The sequence below is a fragment of the Salipiger sp. PrR007 genome (assembly GCF_010499845.1).
GTDB classification, from domain to species: domain Bacteria; phylum Pseudomonadota; class Alphaproteobacteria; order Rhodobacterales; family Rhodobacteraceae; genus Salipiger; species Salipiger pacificus_A.
This window is the reverse complement of sequence record NZ_JAAGOZ010000039.1, coordinates 186,027-200,513: the sequence shown is the minus strand read 5'-3', so window position 1 is coordinate 200,513 and position 14,487 is coordinate 186,027. Positions and strand designations below refer to the sequence as shown.

Annotated in this window: 16 protein-coding genes; all 16 read right to left on the bottom strand. The window is 65.8% G+C overall.

Features of this window, described 5'->3' with window-relative positions; translation table 11 throughout:
- Nucleotides 1-48 precede the first annotated feature (48 nt).
- Nucleotides 49-1,491 carry an NADH-quinone oxidoreductase subunit NuoN gene (gene nuoN / locus G0Q01_RS17490; RefSeq protein WP_108966095.1) on the bottom strand — a complete coding sequence of 481 codons (1,443 nt, stop codon included), beginning with the start codon at nt 1,489-1,491 and terminating at the stop codon, nt 49-51.
- A gap of 11 nt (nt 1,492-1,502) precedes the next feature.
- A complete protein-coding gene (locus tag G0Q01_RS17485; protein ID WP_164195431.1) occupies nt 1,503-3,053 on the bottom strand; it encodes an NADH-quinone oxidoreductase subunit M in 1,551 nt (516 codons plus the stop codon).
- Nucleotides 3,053-5,224: an NADH-quinone oxidoreductase subunit L gene (nuoL, locus tag G0Q01_RS17480; protein WP_164195433.1), complete on the bottom strand. Its 2,172-nt coding sequence runs from the start codon at nt 5,222-5,224 to the stop codon at nt 3,053-3,055. The genes G0Q01_RS17485 and nuoL overlap by 1 nt, the downstream gene beginning before the upstream one ends.
- 6 nt (nt 5,225-5,230) lie before the next feature.
- Nucleotides 5,231-5,536 carry an NADH-quinone oxidoreductase subunit NuoK gene (gene nuoK / locus G0Q01_RS17475; protein WP_108966100.1) on the bottom strand — a complete coding sequence of 102 codons (306 nt, stop codon included), beginning with the start codon at nt 5,534-5,536 and terminating at the stop codon, nt 5,231-5,233.
- Nucleotides 5,537-5,658: 122 nt separating this feature from the next.
- Entirely contained in the window at nt 5,659-6,267 is a 609-nt protein-coding gene (locus G0Q01_RS17470; RefSeq protein ID WP_164195435.1) for an NADH-quinone oxidoreductase subunit J, read from the bottom strand.
- Nucleotides 6,264-6,686: a carboxymuconolactone decarboxylase family protein gene (locus G0Q01_RS17465; protein ID WP_164195437.1), complete on the bottom strand. Its 423-nt coding sequence runs from the start codon at nt 6,684-6,686 to the stop codon at nt 6,264-6,266. Before G0Q01_RS17465 ends, G0Q01_RS17470 begins: the two co-directional genes overlap by 4 nt.
- 112 nt (nt 6,687-6,798) lie before the next feature.
- Nucleotides 6,799-7,293 (bottom strand): NADH-quinone oxidoreductase subunit NuoI, encoded by a 495-nt coding sequence (gene nuoI, locus G0Q01_RS17460; RefSeq protein ID WP_108966105.1) that lies wholly within the window; start codon nt 7,291-7,293, stop codon nt 6,799-6,801.
- 6 nt (nt 7,294-7,299) lie between these two features.
- A complete protein-coding gene (nuoH, locus tag G0Q01_RS17455) occupies nt 7,300-8,337 on the bottom strand; it encodes an NADH-quinone oxidoreductase subunit NuoH (protein ID WP_108966107.1) in 1,038 nt (345 codons plus the stop codon).
- Nucleotides 8,338-8,347: 10 nt separating this feature from the next.
- The gene (locus G0Q01_RS17450) at nt 8,348-8,740 is read right to left on the bottom strand and encodes a hypothetical protein (RefSeq protein WP_164195441.1); all 393 of its coding nucleotides are present in this window, start codon (nt 8,738-8,740) and stop codon (nt 8,348-8,350) included.
- Nucleotides 8,741-8,743: 3 nt separating this feature from the next.
- Complete coding sequence (gene nuoG / locus G0Q01_RS17445) at nt 8,744-10,732, bottom strand: NADH-quinone oxidoreductase subunit NuoG (protein WP_164195443.1); 1,989 nt, start codon at nt 10,730-10,732, stop codon at nt 8,744-8,746.
- Between the two features lie 85 nt (nt 10,733-10,817).
- Nucleotides 10,818-11,231 (bottom strand): DUF5333 domain-containing protein, encoded by a 414-nt coding sequence (locus G0Q01_RS17440; RefSeq protein WP_164195446.1) that lies wholly within the window; start codon nt 11,229-11,231, stop codon nt 10,818-10,820.
- Between the two features lie 128 nt (nt 11,232-11,359).
- Nucleotides 11,360-11,707, bottom strand: coding sequence for a hypothetical protein (locus G0Q01_RS17435; protein ID WP_164195449.1), 348 nt, complete (start codon nt 11,705-11,707; stop codon nt 11,360-11,362).
- 2 nt (nt 11,708-11,709) lie between these two features.
- Nucleotides 11,710-12,105, bottom strand: coding sequence for a DUF5333 family protein (locus G0Q01_RS17430; protein ID WP_203595062.1), 396 nt, complete (start codon nt 12,103-12,105; stop codon nt 11,710-11,712).
- Nucleotides 12,106-12,145: 40 nt separating this feature from the next.
- Entirely contained in the window at nt 12,146-13,441 is a 1,296-nt protein-coding gene (gene nuoF, locus G0Q01_RS17425) for an NADH-quinone oxidoreductase subunit NuoF (protein WP_108966117.1), read from the bottom strand.
- Nucleotides 13,442-13,444: 3 nt separating this feature from the next.
- Nucleotides 13,445-13,663 carry a DUF5337 domain-containing protein gene (locus tag G0Q01_RS17420; RefSeq protein WP_108966119.1) on the bottom strand — a complete coding sequence of 73 codons (219 nt, stop codon included), beginning with the start codon at nt 13,661-13,663 and terminating at the stop codon, nt 13,445-13,447.
- Nucleotides 13,664-13,730: 67 nt separating this feature from the next.
- Complete coding sequence (locus G0Q01_RS17415; protein ID WP_164195451.1) at nt 13,731-14,465, bottom strand: endonuclease; 735 nt, start codon at nt 14,463-14,465, stop codon at nt 13,731-13,733.
- Between the last annotated feature and the right edge of the window lie 22 nt (nt 14,466-14,487).

The window sequence follows — 14,487 nt, the reverse complement described above, 5'->3', positions numbered from 1 at the left end:
TGACGCGCCAGAGGCGCGCCACTCGGTGTTCTCGTGCTGGCTCGGTGCTCAGTTGACAAGCGTCGCTGCCGCGGCCGCTGCCGGGCCCTCGATGCCGAAGAGGTTCACCACGCCTGCGACCATGATGAAGGCCGAGACCACCAGGAAGCCCCAGAGCAGCGGCGAGCCACCGGCATCCAGCGCATCCTCGCGGTCCTCGCCGAAGTACATGAAGAAGACGATCCGCAGGTAGTAGTAGGCACCGATCGCCGAGGCGACGGCCGAGGCCACGACCAGCCAGACCATGTCCTGCGCGATGGCCGCCTGCCAGACGCCCAGCTTGGCGAAGAAGCCGAGCAGCGGCGGCACGCCGGCGAGGCTGAACAGCAGCACCAGCATGGCCAGCGCCCGGCCCGGCTCACGCTTGGAGTACATGCCGAGCGCACGGATGTCGGTCACCGGCTGGCCATCCTTGCTCATCGACAGGATGAAGGCGAAGGTGCCGACGTTCATGGTCACGTAGACGACCATGTAGATCAGCATCGCCTGCACGCCCGCCTCGGTGCCGGCGGCAAGGCCGATCAGCGCGTAACCCATGTGGGCGATCGAGGAATAGGCCATCAGGCGCTTGATGTTGGTCTGGCCGATGGCAGCGATGGAGCCGAGGAACATCGACAGCACCGCGATCAGTGCGACCACCTGGCTCCAGTCCGCGACGGCGCCGCCAAAGGCGTCGTGCATCACCCGGGCGAAGAGCGCCATGGCGGCAACCTTCGGCGCGGTGGCGAAGAAGGCGGTGACCGGGGTCGGCGCGCCCTGGTAGACGTCGGGCGTCCACATGTGGAACGGCACCGCCGAGACCTTGAAGGCAAAGCCCGAGATCATCAGCACGAGACCGATCAGCAGGCCGAGCGACAGGTGCCCTTCGGTCGCCGCAAGGATGATGCCCGAGAAGAGCGTCGTCCCGGCAAAGCCGTAGGTCAGCGAGGCGCCGTAAAGCAGCATGCCCGACGACAGCGCGCCCAGCACGAAGTACTTCAGGCCTGCCTCGGTCGACATCTCGCTGTCGCGGCGCAGCGAGGCAACCACGTAGAGCGCGAGCGACATCAGCTCGAGCCCCATGTAGAGCGTCATCAGATCGCCCGCCGAGACCATGACCATCATGCCGACGGTCGAGAGCGCCACCAGCACCGGGTACTCGAACTTCAGCATCTTGGTCTTCTGCATGAAGCCGAGACCCATCACCAGCACGCAGGCCGCGGCGATCAGGATGACCACCTTGGCAAAGCGCGAGAAGGCGTCGTCGATGAACATGCCGTGGAAGGCGGGGTTGGTGCCGGAGCCGGCGGTGCCGATCCACAGCGCGAGGATCGCCATCACTGCGGCGGTGAGCCAGACCAGCGCCGGGGCGAGCTTGTCCTTGCCGGTATAGACCGCGCCGATCAGCGCCAGCATGGCGTAGACCGCCAGCAGGATCTCCGGAAGGATGGTGTTCAGATCAGCCGAGATCATGCCTCGCCCCCTCAGTGGTTCGCTTGGGCCACGGTGCTGCCGCCGAGATCGGCGGCCGCCACGGCCGTATCATAGTGGTTGACCAGCGCCTCGACCGACGGGCCGATGATGTCCAGCGCGGCGGCGGGGTAGACCCCCAGCCACAGGGTCATCACGACCAGCGGCGCGAAGGTCCAGCGCTCGCGGGTGTTCATGTCCTGGATGGTCTTCAGGCTCTCCTTGATGAGATCGCCGAAGACCACGCGGCGGTAGAGCCAGAGCGCATAGGCCGCCGAGAGGATCACCCCGGTCGCGGCCACGGCGGCGACCCAGGTGTTGACCTGGAAGATGCCCATCATGGTGAGGAATTCGCCGATGAAGCCCGAGGTGCCCGGCAGGCCGACGTTGGCCATGGTGAAGAACATGAAGATCAGCGCATAGGCCGGCATGCGGTTCACGAGGCCGCCGTAGGCGTCGATCTCGCGGGTGTGCATGCGGTCGTAGATCACGCCGACGCAGAGGAAGAGCGCGCCCGAGACGAAGCCGTGGCTGATCATCTGGAAGATCGCGCCGTCGATGCCCTGCTGGTTGGCCGAGAAGATGCCCAGCGTTACGTAGCCCATGTGGGCGACCGACGAATAGGCGATGAGCTTCTTCATGTCCTCCTGCACGAGCGCGACGAGCGAGGTGTAGACGATGGCGATGGCCGACATCCAGAAGACCAGCGGCGCCAGCACCTCCGAGCCCACGGGGAACATCGGCAAGCTGAAGCGCAGGAAGCCGTAGCCGCCCATCTTCAGCAGGATCGCCGCCAGCACCACCGAGCCCGCCGTGGGCGCCTGAACGTGCGCGTCGGGCAGCCAGGTGTGCACCGGCCACATCGGCATCTTAACCGCGAAGGAGGCGAAGAAGGCCAGCCAGAGCATGGTCTGCAGACCGCCGACGATGTGAATGCCCAGCACCGAGAAGCCCGCCGTCGAGAACTCGTGGGTGAGCAGCGTGGGGATGTCGAGCGTGCCGGCATCGGCATACATCGCGACGATCGCCACCAGCATCAGCACCGAGCCGAGGAAGGTGTAGAGGAAGAACTTGAACGAGGCGTAGATGCGCTCCTTGCCGCCCCAGATGCCGATGATCAGGAACATCGGGATGAGGCCGGCCTCGAAGAACAGGTAGAAGAGCACCAGGTCCAGCGCCATGAACACGCCGAGCATCAGCGTTTCCAGCAGCAGGAAGGCGATCATGTACTCCTTGACCCGGGTCTTCACGCCCCAGGAGGCGAGGATGGTCAGCGGCATCATGAAGGTGGTGAGCATGACGAACAGCACCGAGATGCCGTCGACGCCCATCTTGTAGCTCAGCCCCATGATCCAGGTGCCGCTCTCGACCATCTGGAAGCCGGTGTTGGCCGGGTCGAACTGGAACAGGATGAACAGCGAGATCACGAAGGTCGCCGTGGTCGCTATCATCGCGAGCCACTTGGCGTTCCGATCCGCCGCGGCGTCTCCGCCGCGCAGGAAGAGCGCGAGGATCAGCGCCGCCAGCGCGGGCAGGAAGGTGACGATGGAAAGAAGGTTGGCCATTAGTGCGCCCCTCCGAGGATCGACATCCAGGTGACAAGAACGGCGATGCCGATCACCATGGCGAAGGCGTAGGTGAAAATGTAGCCGGACTGGGCGCGGCCCGCGAGCCGGGTGAAGAAGGGGATGATCCCCATCGCCACGCCGTTGATCGAGCCGTCGATGACCTTGCCGTCACCCCGCTTCCAGAAGAAGCGTCCGATCGCCTTGGCCGGCTGCACGAAGATGAAGTCGTAAATCTCGTCGAAATACCACTTGTTGAGCAGGAAGAGGTACAGCGGACGCTGGTTCTCGGCGAGCCGCTTCGGGAGCGCCGGGTTCACGATGTAGAAGAGATACGCGACCCCGAAGCCGATCAGCATGGCAAAGAACGGCGAGACCTTGACCCAGACCGGCGCGTGGTGCGCCTCGTCCATGACGTGGTTGTCCGGACCCATGAAGATCGCGCCCTCGGGGGCCATGCCGGTGGCGACATGCGTCGCTGCCTCGGCGTGGCCCTCTTCGGTTGCTGCCTCTGTGGCGACCTCCGAGGTCTCGGTGCCCTGCTCCTCGGTCGCGACGGCGGTTTCCTCGCCGTGCGCCTCGGTGGCAGCGTGCTCTTCAGTGACCGCGTTGCCATGGCCCTCCTCAGAGGCTTCCGCGTAATGGGCGGGGATACCGAAGAAGCGGTTCACCTTGTCATGGTCGCCGAAGAACGGGCCGTAGAAGACCATCCCGGCAAAGACCGCGCCCACGGCGAGAACCGCCAGCGGAATGGTCATGACCTTGGGGCTTTCATGCGCGTGCTCATGCGTGTGCTTGTCGCCGCGCGGACGGCCGTAGAAGGTCAGGAAGATCAGCCGCCACGAGTAGAACGAGGTGAACAGCGCCGCGATGACCAGCATCCAGAAGGCGTAGCCGCCCGCGGTTCCGGCCCATGCGCTCTCGATGATCGCGTCCTTCGACAGGAAGCCGGCGAAGCCGATGTGGGTGAGCGGGATGCCGACGCCGGTGATCGCCAGCGTGCCGATCATCATCGCCCAGAAAGTGTAGGGGATCTTGCCGCGCAGCCCGCCGTAGTTCCGCATGTCCTGCTCGTGGTGCATCGCGTGGATGACCGAGCCGGCACCGAGGAACAGCATCGCCTTGAAGAAGGCGTGGGTCAGCAGGTGGAACATCGCCGCCGAATAGACGCCGACGCCCGCCGCCACGAACATGTAGCCGAGCTGCGAACAGGTCGAATAGGCGATGACGCGCTTGATGTCGTTCTGCACGAGGCCGACCGTCGCCGCGAAAAAGGCAGTCGTGGCGCCGAGGAAGGTGACGAAGGCCATCGCTTCGGGCGCGTATTCCATCAGCGGCGACATGCGGCAGACGAGGAAGACACCGGCGGTGACCATGGTCGCGGCGTGGATCAGCGCCGAGACGGGGGTCGGGCCTTCCATCGCGTCTGGCAGCCAGGTGTGCAGCAGGAGCTGCGCCGATTTGCCCATCGCACCGACGAAGAGCAGGAAGGCCAGCAGGTTTGCCGCGTTCCAGTCGGTCCAGAGGAAGGTCAACTGCGTTTCCGCCAGCTGCGGAGCCGCGGCGAAGATGTCGTCGAAGCGGATCGAGTCGGTCAGGAAGAAGAGCCCGAGGATGCCAAGCAGGAAGCCGAAGTCGCCCACGCGGTTGACGATGAAGGCCTTCATCGCCGCGGCGCCCGCCGAGGGTTTCTTGTAGTAGAAGCCGATCAGCAGGTAGGACGCGACGCCCACACCTTCCCAGCCGAAGAACATCTGCACCAGGTTGTCCGAGGTCACCAGCGCGAGCATCGCGAAGGTGAAGAAGGACAGATAGGCAAAGAAGCGCGGCTTGTAGCTCTCGCCTTCCTTGAACTGCGGATCATGCGCCATGTAGCCGAAGCTGTAGAGGTGCACGAGCGCCGAGACCGTGGTGACCACGATCAGCATGATCGCCGTCAGCCGGTCCGAGCGGATCGCCCATTCGGTGCTCAGCGAGCCCGACTCGATGAAGCGGAACAGAGGAATGGTTTCCGCCTCGCCGAGCGTGAGGAACACGATCCACGACAGCAGACAGGCCAGGAACAGCAGGCCGGTGGTCACCCACATGGCCCCTTTCTCGCCGATGAAGCGCCAGCCGAACCCGGCCAGCACCGCGCCCAGCAGCGGGGCGAAGAGAATAATCGTCTCCATGGGCGATCAGCCTTTCATCACGTTGACGTCTTCCACGGCAATCGAGCCGCGGTTGCGGAAGAAGCAGACCAGGATCGCCAGGCCGATCGCCGCCTCGGCGGCGGCCACGGTCAGCACGAAGAGCGTGAAGACCTGCCCCGCCAGATCGCCCAAGAAGGCCGAGAAGGCGACGAAATTGATGTTCACCGAAAGAAGGATGAGTTCGATCGACATCAACAGGATGATCACGTTCTTCCGGTTCAGGAAAATCCCGAAAATCCCGATGACGAACAGCACGGCCGCCACCGTCAGGTAATGTTCAAGTCCGATCATGCATCCCTCCGGGTCTCTGCCCCGATTCTTCTAGTCCCTCGCGGCCCTTTGACGGGTGGGTCCGCGTCATATCCCGTTGCCCGCCGCGCGCAGCCCTCCCGGGCGGCGCGGCGGGAAGCACCTCAGAGCCCCTGCCCGGGCTTCACGTCCTTCAGCTCCATCGCCTTGGCCGGATCGCGCCACATCTGGTGCAGCACGTTCTGGCGCTTGACGTTGGTGCGATGGCGCAGCGTGAGCACGATCGCCCCGATCATCGCGACCAGCAGGATCAGCCCCGCCAGCTGGAACAGCAGGAAGTAGCGGTCATAGAGCAGCACGCCGAGCGCGACGGTGTTCTGCATCTGCTCGGGCGCGGGGGTCGGGGCCGAAAGCTGGCTCGACGCCAGTTCCGAGGCCTGCCAGCCGCCGAAGGCCATGCCGAGCTGCATCAGGATGACGACCCCGATGAGCAGCGCCAGCGGCATGTATTTCGCCATCCCCGCGCGCAGCTCGGCGAAGTCGACGTCGAGCATCATCACCACGAAGAGGAAGAGCACGGCCACGGCACCCACGTAGACGATGATCAGCAGCATCGCGACGAATTCCGCGCCCAGCAGAACGAAGAGCCCCGCCGAGCTGAGGAAGGCGAGGATCAGCCAGAGCACCGAGTGCACCGGGTTGCGGGCGATCACCGTGAACAGCCCGCCCGCGATGGCGCAAAGCGAAAAGAGGTAGAAGGCGAACACGGTCATTTTGCGTCATCCTTGTTGTCTTCCATCACCTCGCGCGCAAGCTCCATGGCGCGGGTCATGGCGGGTATGCCGGCGAACATCGACATATGGGCGATGGTCTCGGCGATCTCGTCTTTCGTGGCGCCGGCCTCGATGAGGTGGCGCACGGTCATGCGCACCGGCGTGTCGGCCTGGGCACCCTGCATGGTCAGCCCGGCCAGGGTCAGCAAGAGCCGGGTCTTGGCATCGAGCCCGTCCTTCGACATGCCCTTGCCGAACCAGAACTCCATGATGTCCTTGGGCATGGTCGGCCAGAGCTTCTCGAACTCTTTTGGCGCGAAGCTCTCAAGCGCGGGGTTGAAGGCTTTCGCCATTTCCTGCGCCTGGGTCATCATCAGCTCGAAGGGCGTCGTGTCGAAGGGCTTCTTGGGATCGGTCATGATCGCGCTCCTGTCTGCGCGTACCCTGCCCTGCCCCGCGCTTGGGCGCGGAGGGCTGTGCGGAGGGGGCGGGCGACGGTGGCGGTCATGGCTTCCTGTGATGCCTCAGCGGTCAGCGGTACGGGGCGTCGAGTTCGAGGTTTCGGGCGATCTCTGCTTCCCAGCGATCGCCGTTCGCCAGCAGCTTTTCCTTGTCGTAGAAAAGCTCCTCGCGCGTCTCGGTCGAGAACTCGAAGTTCGGCCCCTCGACGATCGCATCCACCGGGCAGGCCTCCTGGCAGAAGCCGCAGTAGATGCATTTCGTCATGTCGATGTCGTAGCGCGTGGTGCGGCGGCTGCCGTCGTCGCGCGGTTCGGCGTCGATGGTGATGGCCTGCGCCGGGCAGATCGCCTCGCAGAGCTTGCAGGCGATGCAGCGCTCTTCGCCGTTGGGGTAGCGGCGCAGCGCGTGCTCGCCCCGGAAGCGCGGCGACAGATAGCCCTTCTCGTGCGGGTAGTTCAGCGTGGGCTTGGGCGCGAAGAAGTAGCGCAGGCCCAGCTGGAACCCCTTGATGAAGTCCGCCAGCAGGAAATACTTGGCTGCCCGGCCGTAATCGATCGATGCCATGGTTGCTTAACCTCCCGTGGTCCAGCGGGCGAAGACGCCCCAGAACCATCCGAATTTCGCCGCGAAGGACACGAAGACCACCCAGAACAGGCTGAACGGAAGGAAGACCTTCCAGCCAAGGCGCATCAGCTGATCGTAGCGGTAGCGCGGGGTGATCGCCTTCACCATCGCGAAGATGAAGAAGAAGAACGCCATCTTCGCGACCATCCACAGCACGCCGTCGGGCAGGCCGGGGATCGGCGACAGCCAGCCGCCGAAGAACAGCAGCGAGGTCAGCGCGCACATCAGGAAGATCGCGATGTATTCACCTGCCATGAACAGCAGGAAGGGCGTCGAGGAATATTCCACCTGGTAGCCGGCCACCAGTTCGGATTCCGCTTCGGGAAGGTCGAACGGCGGGCGGTTGGTCTCGGCCAGCGCCGAGATGAAGAAAAGGAACACCATCGGGAAGTGCGGCAGCCAGTACCAGTTGAACAGGCCGAGGCCACCGTCCTGGGCACGCACGATGTCGCCGAAGTTCATCGAGCCGGTCGAGATGATCACGCCGATGATGATCAGGCCGATCGACACCTCGTAAGAGATCATCTGCGCCGCCGAGCGAAGCGATCCGAGGAACGGGTACTTCGAGTTCGACGCCCAGCCCCCCATGATCACGCCGTAGACCTCGAGCGAGCTGATCGCCATCACGTAGAGGATCGCCACGTTGATGTCCGCCAGCACCCAGCCGTCGTTGAACGGGATCGCCGCCCAGGCGATCATCGCACAGACGAAGGAAACCAGCGGCGCCATCAGGAACACGCTCTTGTCAGAGCCCGCCGGGATCACCACTTCCTTGAGGATGTATTTCAGAGCGTCCGCCACCGACTGGAGAATGCCGAACACCCCCACGACGTTGGGGCCGCGCCGCATCTGGACGGCGGCCCAGATCTTGCGGTCTCCATAGACCAGGAACAACAGCGAGATCATCACGAAGGCCACGACCGCAAGGGTTTGCGCGAGCACAAGGATGAAGATGCCGAAGGGGGTTGCGAAGAAGTCTGCCATCAAGTGTCCCTCACACCATCGGTATTCCGTTCTCGGTGCAGGCTGACGCGACGACTTCCGCGTCGATCGTCTTGAGCCCGCGGGGCAGCGCCGCCGAGATGGTGTAAACAGCATCTCCGCGCCAGAGGCCACCCTCTTCCGATACATTCGTCCGCAGATGTCGCGCAAATCCGTAGCCGCGGATCAGCGCGTACTGCGCCGCGGCGCAATCTGCGTAGGTCTCTACATCCTCCGAGCCGCGCGCACCGCGCATGGACACGAGGAAATTCACCAGATCGCCGTCCAGCAGCCGCGTCTCGATCCCCTCGTAGGACGGCATGGCGCGATCCGTCGCCTGCGAGCTTTGCTCGCAGGCACAGAGCGCGGCCAGTGCCGCCATGAAGAGGGATATCCGCGTGCGCATGGCTCACTCGGCGGCCATGGGCGCGTCGCGGCGCGCCTTTGCGTTCGCCGAAAGCTCGGCCATCAGCACCGAGGCGCGGGCGATCGGGTTGCTCAGCCAGAAGTCCTTGACCGCGTTGCGGAAGGAAGCCTTGCCCAGCTTGTCGGTCTCGAGCGGGGTCCATTCGTTTTCCGGCACCACGTCGATCTGCGCCAGGTGCGGCACCGCGGCGACCAGCGCCTGACGAAGCTGCGCGAGGCTGTCCCACGGCAGGGTCTTGCCGACCTCGGCCGAGAGCGCCCGCAGGATCGCCCAGTTCTCTTTCGCCTCGCCCGGCGCGAAACCGGCGCGGAAGGCGAGCTGCGGCCGGCCCTCGGTGTTGACGAAAAGACCGTTTTCTTCGGTATAGGCAGCGCCCGGCAGGACCACGTCGGCGCGATGCGCGCCACGGTCACCGTGCGAGCCCTGGTAGATCACGAAGGCGCCCGCCTCGATCTCGATCTCGTCGGCGCCAAGGTTGTAGATCACGTCCGCATCCTTGGTGGCCGCCTCCAGACCGCCCTCGGTCACCGCGCCCACGTCGAGCGCGCCGACACGGGACGCGGCGGTGTGCAGCACCAGGACCTTGCCGGTGAGCGCCTGTGCGGCGGCCAGCACAGCCAGACCGTCGGCCTCGCGCAGCGCGCCCTGCCCCACGATCACGATGGCATCGTCGCCAACCTTCGCATCGGCCAGGGCCGCGCGGTCCGCGCCGAGGTGCGTCACGTCATAGGTCAGGTCGGCGGCCTCGCCGATCAGCTTGACCTCGGCGCCGGCGATCCAGGCCTTGCGGATGCGGGCGTTCAGCACCGGTGCCTCGTCGCGCGGGTTGGTGCCGATCAGCACGATTTCCTTTGCCGTGTCGATTTCCTCGATCGTCACGTTGCCCACATAGGCCGAGCGGTTGCCGACCGGCAGACGCGCACCGTCGGTGCGGCATTCGACCGAGCCGCCGAGCGCTTCGATCAGCTGCTTGAGCGAGAAGGCCGCCTCGACCGGGGCGAGATCGCCGACAAGGCCGGCCACCTTCTTGGCCCCCTTCAGCGCCGTGGCCGCGGCGGCGAGCGCCTCGGGCCAAGTGGCGGGCTTCAGCTTGCCGTCCTTGCGGATGTAGGGCCGGTCGAGACGCTGACGGCGCAGGCCGTCCCAGACGAAGCGGCTCTTGTCCGAGAGCCATTCCTCGTTCACCCCGTCATGGTTCCGCGGCAGGAAGCGCATGACTTCGCGGCCCTTGGTGTCGACGCGGATGTTGGAGCCGAGCGCGTCCATCACGTCGATGGATTCGGTCTTGGTCAGCTCCCACGGGCGGGCGGTGAACGCATAGGGTTTCGAGACCAGCGCGCCCACCGGGCACAGGTCGATGATATTGCCTTGCAGGTTCGAGTCGAGCGTCTCGTTCAGATACGAGGTGATCTCGGCATCCTCGCCGCGCCCGGTCTGGCCCATCTGGGTGATGCCCGCCACCTCGGTGGTGAAGCGCACGCAGCGGGTGCAGGAGATGCAGCGGGTCATATGGGTCTCGACCAGCGGGCCGAGGTCGAGATCCTCGGTGGCGCGCTTCGGCTCGCGGAAGCGCGAGAAGTCGACGCCATAGGCCATGGCCTGGTCCTGCAGGTCGCATTCGCCGCCCTGGTCACAGATCGGGCAGTCGAGCGGGTGGTTGATGAGCAGGAACTCCATCACCCCCTCGCGGGCCTTCTTGACCATCGGCGAGTTGGTCTTCACGACCGGCGGCTGGCCCTCGGGGCCGGGCCGCAGGTCGCGCACCTGCATGGCGCAGGAGGCCGCGGGCTTGGGCGGGCCGCCGACCACCTCGACAAGGCACATGCGGCAGTTGCCGGCGATGGACAGGCGCTCGTGATAGCAGAAGCGCGGCACCTCGATGCCGGCTTCCTCACAGGCCTGTATCAGGGTCATCGACCCGTCCACCTCGATCTCGGTGCCGTCGATGACGATCTTACGAAGGTTGGTCATTGGCATTTTCCCATGACTGGTGACACACGCGACGCGCCCGCCGCCTGCGGCGGGGCGCTGGGGGATATGCACGTCGCGTGTCGCATCATTTCTCCCTCAGGAGCGCGCCGATGGCGCTGCCCCTTGCAATTTCCTCGCGGCCGACGCGGCAGAGCCCCGCGGTGTCGTCCGCAGTGACGCCGCGCGCGGCCATATAGGCCACGCCTTCGGCGCGCATTTTCTTCTTCTCGGCCTTCGAGGTGACGTAATCCTCGATTTCCTCGTTGCTGTAGCCAAGCGCACGCGCCCGCTTCTTCAGCGCGTGGAGGGTGCCCATGGCCGTCAACATCCGGGCGCTGATGTCGTCGCAGCGGTTGCGGATCTCGTCGGCGATGCCCACGGCCAGCAGCCCGTCGTGAATCTCGCGCACCTCGCCGAGCGGCGGCTTGGCCATCGCGGCGGAGGGCAGCGCGAGCGCTCCCAGCAGGCTGGCGAAGACGGCGGTTCTGAGGTTGCTCATATCATCTCTCCATTGGCGCAGTACGGAGGGCGCCGAAAGGCGGGCTCCCTCGCCAAGGGATGTGGGGCCGGGGCCGGTGGCTATGCAATAGCCGCCCGGAAGACCCGCCCATATGAGCATGCTCCCACTCATTCCACGCAGCGCCCACGCAGCAGGAGATCGCTGCCCGAGAGCACCGGCTGCCGCCGCACCGCCGCGGGATCCATCGCCCAGGCGATGTCCGAGGTGCCAAGGTAGTGGATGCAGTACTTGGTGCCCTCGTAGATCCCGGCATCGGCCGCCGCATAGGGCGCGCGGGCGGCATTGCTGATCGTGACGACGAAGTTCGCCCGATCGTCGCCCACCGGCTTTGCCCCGCCGCGGAACTGCAAGCCGCCGAACTCGGGATCATCCTTGCTCGGCCCGCAGGCGGCGAGCAGCGCGGCGAGCGCCAGCAGGCCGCCAGTCCGGACGAGCGATCCGCTGTGAGGTCCCATGGTCATCCCTTCTTCAGCGTAAGGCCCAGGTCGGACCCCGCCGCGATTTCTTGCGCGCCGACGCGGCACAGGCTCTGCGGCCGGCCTCTCTCGACGCCCTTGCGGGCCAGTGCCTCGTCGATCTCGACCGACAGCGCCCCGAAGTCCTGCGCCCGGAAAGCCGCCTCGAGCTCGGCCCGGTCGACGCCCTGCTCGGCCATTTCCTCGGTCGCACGGTGTGCCGCCCCGCCCCAGCGCGACGGGGCAAGGTAGATGCCCTCGTCGTGGCAGGCGTCGGCAATGCGCTCGGCCATGGAGATGGTCACCACCCGCTGTTCCCAGCGGTTCGCGACAGAGCCGCCCGCAAAACCGTTGCCCGAAGGCGTGGCTGCGCAGCCCGCAACTGCGAGCGCTGTCATCAGACCAAAACCACCACGTAACATCGTCACCCGCATCAGATCACTCAGCCGCCATGGCGCCCATGCGCCCGGTGCGCTTGGCCTTGATCCGATCCTCGATCTCTTCGCGGAAGTGACGGATCAAACCCTGGATCGGCCAGGCCGCCGCGTCGCCGAGCGCGCAGATCGTGTGGCCCTCGACCTGCTTGGTGACGTTGAGCAGCATGTCGATCTCCTCGACCTCCGCATCGCCGCTCACCAGGCGGTCCATGACCCGCATCATCCACCCGGTGCCCTCGCGGCACGGCGTGCACTGGCCGCAGCTTTCGTGCTTGAAGAACTTCGACAGGCGCCAGACGGCTTTGATCACGTCGGTGTTCTGGTCCATGACGATCATGCAGCCGGTGCCGAAGGAAGACTGGTTCTGACGCATCCAGTCGAAGTCCATGATGGCGTCTTCGAGCTTGTCCTTGGGCAGGATCGGGCAGGACGCGCCGCCGGGGATGATCGCCTTGAGATTGTCCCAGCCGCCGCGGATGCCGCCGCCGTGCTTTTCGATGAGCTCGCGCACCGGCAGCGACATCTGCTCTTCGAAGACGCAGGGCGTGTTCACGTGGCCGGTCAGGGCGAAGAGCTTGGTGCCCGCGTTGTTCTGCCGCCCGAAGGAGGAGAACCAGGTCGCGCCGCGGCGCAGGATGGTCGGGGCGACCGCAATGGATTCGACGTTGTTCACCGTGGTCGGGCAGCCGTAGAGGCCCGAGCCCGCCGGGAACGGCGGCTTCATCCGCGGCATGCCCTTCTTGCCCTCGAGGCTTTCCAGCAGCGCGGTTTCCTCGCCGCAGATATAGGCGCCGGCGCCGTGGTGCAGGTAGAGATCGAAATCCCAGCCCGAGCCGGCGGCGTTCTTGCCCAGCAGGCCCGCGTCGTAGCACTCGTCGATGGCCGCCTGCAGCGCCTCGCGCTCGCGGATGTATTCGCCGCGGATGTAGATGTAGCTCGCATGCGCGTTCATCGCGAAGGAAGCGATCAGCGCGCCCTCGATCAGCGTGTGCGGATCGTGGCGCATGATCTCGCGGTCCTTGCAGGTCGCGGGCTCGGATTCATCGGCGTTGATCACCAGATAGGCCGGGCGACCATCGCTTTCCTTGGGCATGAAGGACCACTTGAGGCCGGTCGGGAAGCCCGCCCCGCCCCGACCGCGCAGGCCCGAGGCCTTCATCTCGTCGATGATCCAGTCGCGGCCCTTGGCGATGATGCCGGCCGTGCCGTCCCAGTGGCCACGCTTCTTCGCCCCGGCGAGGGAGCGGTCTTGCATGCCGTAGAGATTGGTAAAGATCCGATCTTCGTCCTTCAGCATCGCTCAGTCCTTGTCTTTCCGGCGTGACCGCCAGAGCCCGTAAATCATCCAGATCGCCGTCCCGAACCCGGCCAGCGCGGCCAGGTCGAAGAACGCCCTCGTGCGCTGGGTCCAGCCCAGCATCTCGCCCGCGACCGTCGCGGCGATCCAGGCCAGCCCGGTCCCGGCAATGACAAGCGCGGTGATGCGCCCCTGCCGGTTGTGCTGGTCCTGTCCGCTCATCTTCGGTCCGGTTCCTTTGTCCCGCGCCGCCGGGCTGTCCCGGCGGCACCTTCATTCCTGCGGCGGGTCAGTAGACCTCGCCATCCTCGACGCGCTTGGAGAACTCGGTCTCCCCGCCCGCCGCGAGTATCCTGGCCTGCCCGATCCAGTCATCGCGCGAGACCCGGCCGCGGAACCCTTTCAGGTTCTCATCCATCCATGCGACCTCGGCCGAGCTCCAGCCCGCGATCTGGTCGAAATGGTAGATGCCCAGCTCGTGCAGCAGCGACTCGAGCTTGGGCCCAACGCCCTTGATTTCCTTCAGGTTGTCCGCGCTGCCCGAGCGCGGCTGCGCCAGCGCCACGGGCTGCGAGCCCCCTTCGTTTTCATCCGCCACCGCTGCCGGAGCCGCGGCGGGGGTCTTTTCCTTTGCCGTTTCCGCAGCCGCGGCCGGGGTCTTTTCCTCCGCCGCAGCCGGGGCGGGCTCGGGCGCCTTCTCGGGCTTGGCCTCGGGGGCCTCTGCCGGAGCTGCCATCAGCGGCGCCGGCGCCGCCGGAGCATGCTCGGGAACCGCAGGCACCTCGCCCTCGACCGAAGGCGTCAGCCGCGAGATCGGCGAGCGCTCGCCCAATTTCGGCACCGGGGCGCAGGAGAGCCAGATGAAGAGAGAGCCGAGCAGGCCGGTCGCGAGAAGACCCAGCAGCAGTGCCGCCACGATCCCCTTGTGCCCACCCAGCGCGAAGAGCGCGACGACGACGCCGATCACGGCCGCTGATATCCAGCTCTTGCGGGTGCATCCGTCCTGCATCGTCACGTCTGTCATCTCTCTCTCCCTGGCTATGTCA

Bases quoted from the DNA above. Each gene is read 5' to 3' on its own strand.
- nuoN (WP_108966095.1), bottom strand. From the start codon at position 1,491: ATGATCTCGGCTGATCTGAACACCATCCTTCCGGAGATCCTGCTGGCG.
- G0Q01_RS17485 (WP_164195431.1), bottom strand. From the start codon at position 3,053: ATGGCCAACCTTCTTTCCATCGTCACCTTCCTGCCCGCGCTGGCGGCG.
- nuoL (WP_164195433.1), bottom strand. From the start codon at position 5,224: ATGGAGACGATTATTCTCTTCGCCCCGCTGCTGGGCGCGGTGCTGGCC.
- nuoK (WP_108966100.1), bottom strand. From the start codon at position 5,536: ATGATCGGACTTGAACATTACCTGACGGTGGCGGCCGTGCTGTTCGTC.
- G0Q01_RS17470 (WP_164195435.1), bottom strand. From the start codon at position 6,267: ATGACCGTGTTCGCCTTCTACCTCTTTTCGCTTTGCGCCATCGCGGGC.
- G0Q01_RS17465 (WP_164195437.1), bottom strand. From the start codon at position 6,686: ATGACCGATCCCAAGAAGCCCTTCGACACGACGCCCTTCGAGCTGATG.
- nuoI (WP_108966105.1), bottom strand. From the start codon at position 7,293: ATGGCATCGATCGATTACGGCCGGGCAGCCAAGTATTTCCTGCTGGCG.
- nuoH (WP_108966107.1), bottom strand. From the start codon at position 8,337: ATGGCAGACTTCTTCGCAACCCCCTTCGGCATCTTCATCCTTGTGCTC.
- G0Q01_RS17450 (WP_164195441.1), bottom strand. From the start codon at position 8,740: ATGCGCACGCGGATATCCCTCTTCATGGCGGCACTGGCCGCGCTCTGT.
- nuoG (WP_164195443.1), bottom strand. From the start codon at position 10,732: ATGACCAACCTTCGTAAGATCGTCATCGACGGCACCGAGATCGAGGTG.
- G0Q01_RS17440 (WP_164195446.1), bottom strand. From the start codon at position 11,231: ATGAGCAACCTCAGAACCGCCGTCTTCGCCAGCCTGCTGGGAGCGCTC.
- G0Q01_RS17435 (WP_164195449.1), bottom strand. From the start codon at position 11,707: ATGGGACCTCACAGCGGATCGCTCGTCCGGACTGGCGGCCTGCTGGCG.
- G0Q01_RS17430 (WP_203595062.1), bottom strand. From the start codon at position 12,105: ATGACAGCGCTCGCAGTTGCGGGCTGCGCAGCCACGCCTTCGGGCAAC.
- nuoF (WP_108966117.1), bottom strand. From the start codon at position 13,441: ATGCTGAAGGACGAAGATCGGATCTTTACCAATCTCTACGGCATGCAA.
- G0Q01_RS17420 (WP_108966119.1), bottom strand. From the start codon at position 13,663: ATGAGCGGACAGGACCAGCACAACCGGCAGGGGCGCATCACCGCGCTT.
- G0Q01_RS17415 (WP_164195451.1), bottom strand. From the start codon at position 14,465: ATGACAGACGTGACGATGCAGGACGGATGCACCCGCAAGAGCTGGATA.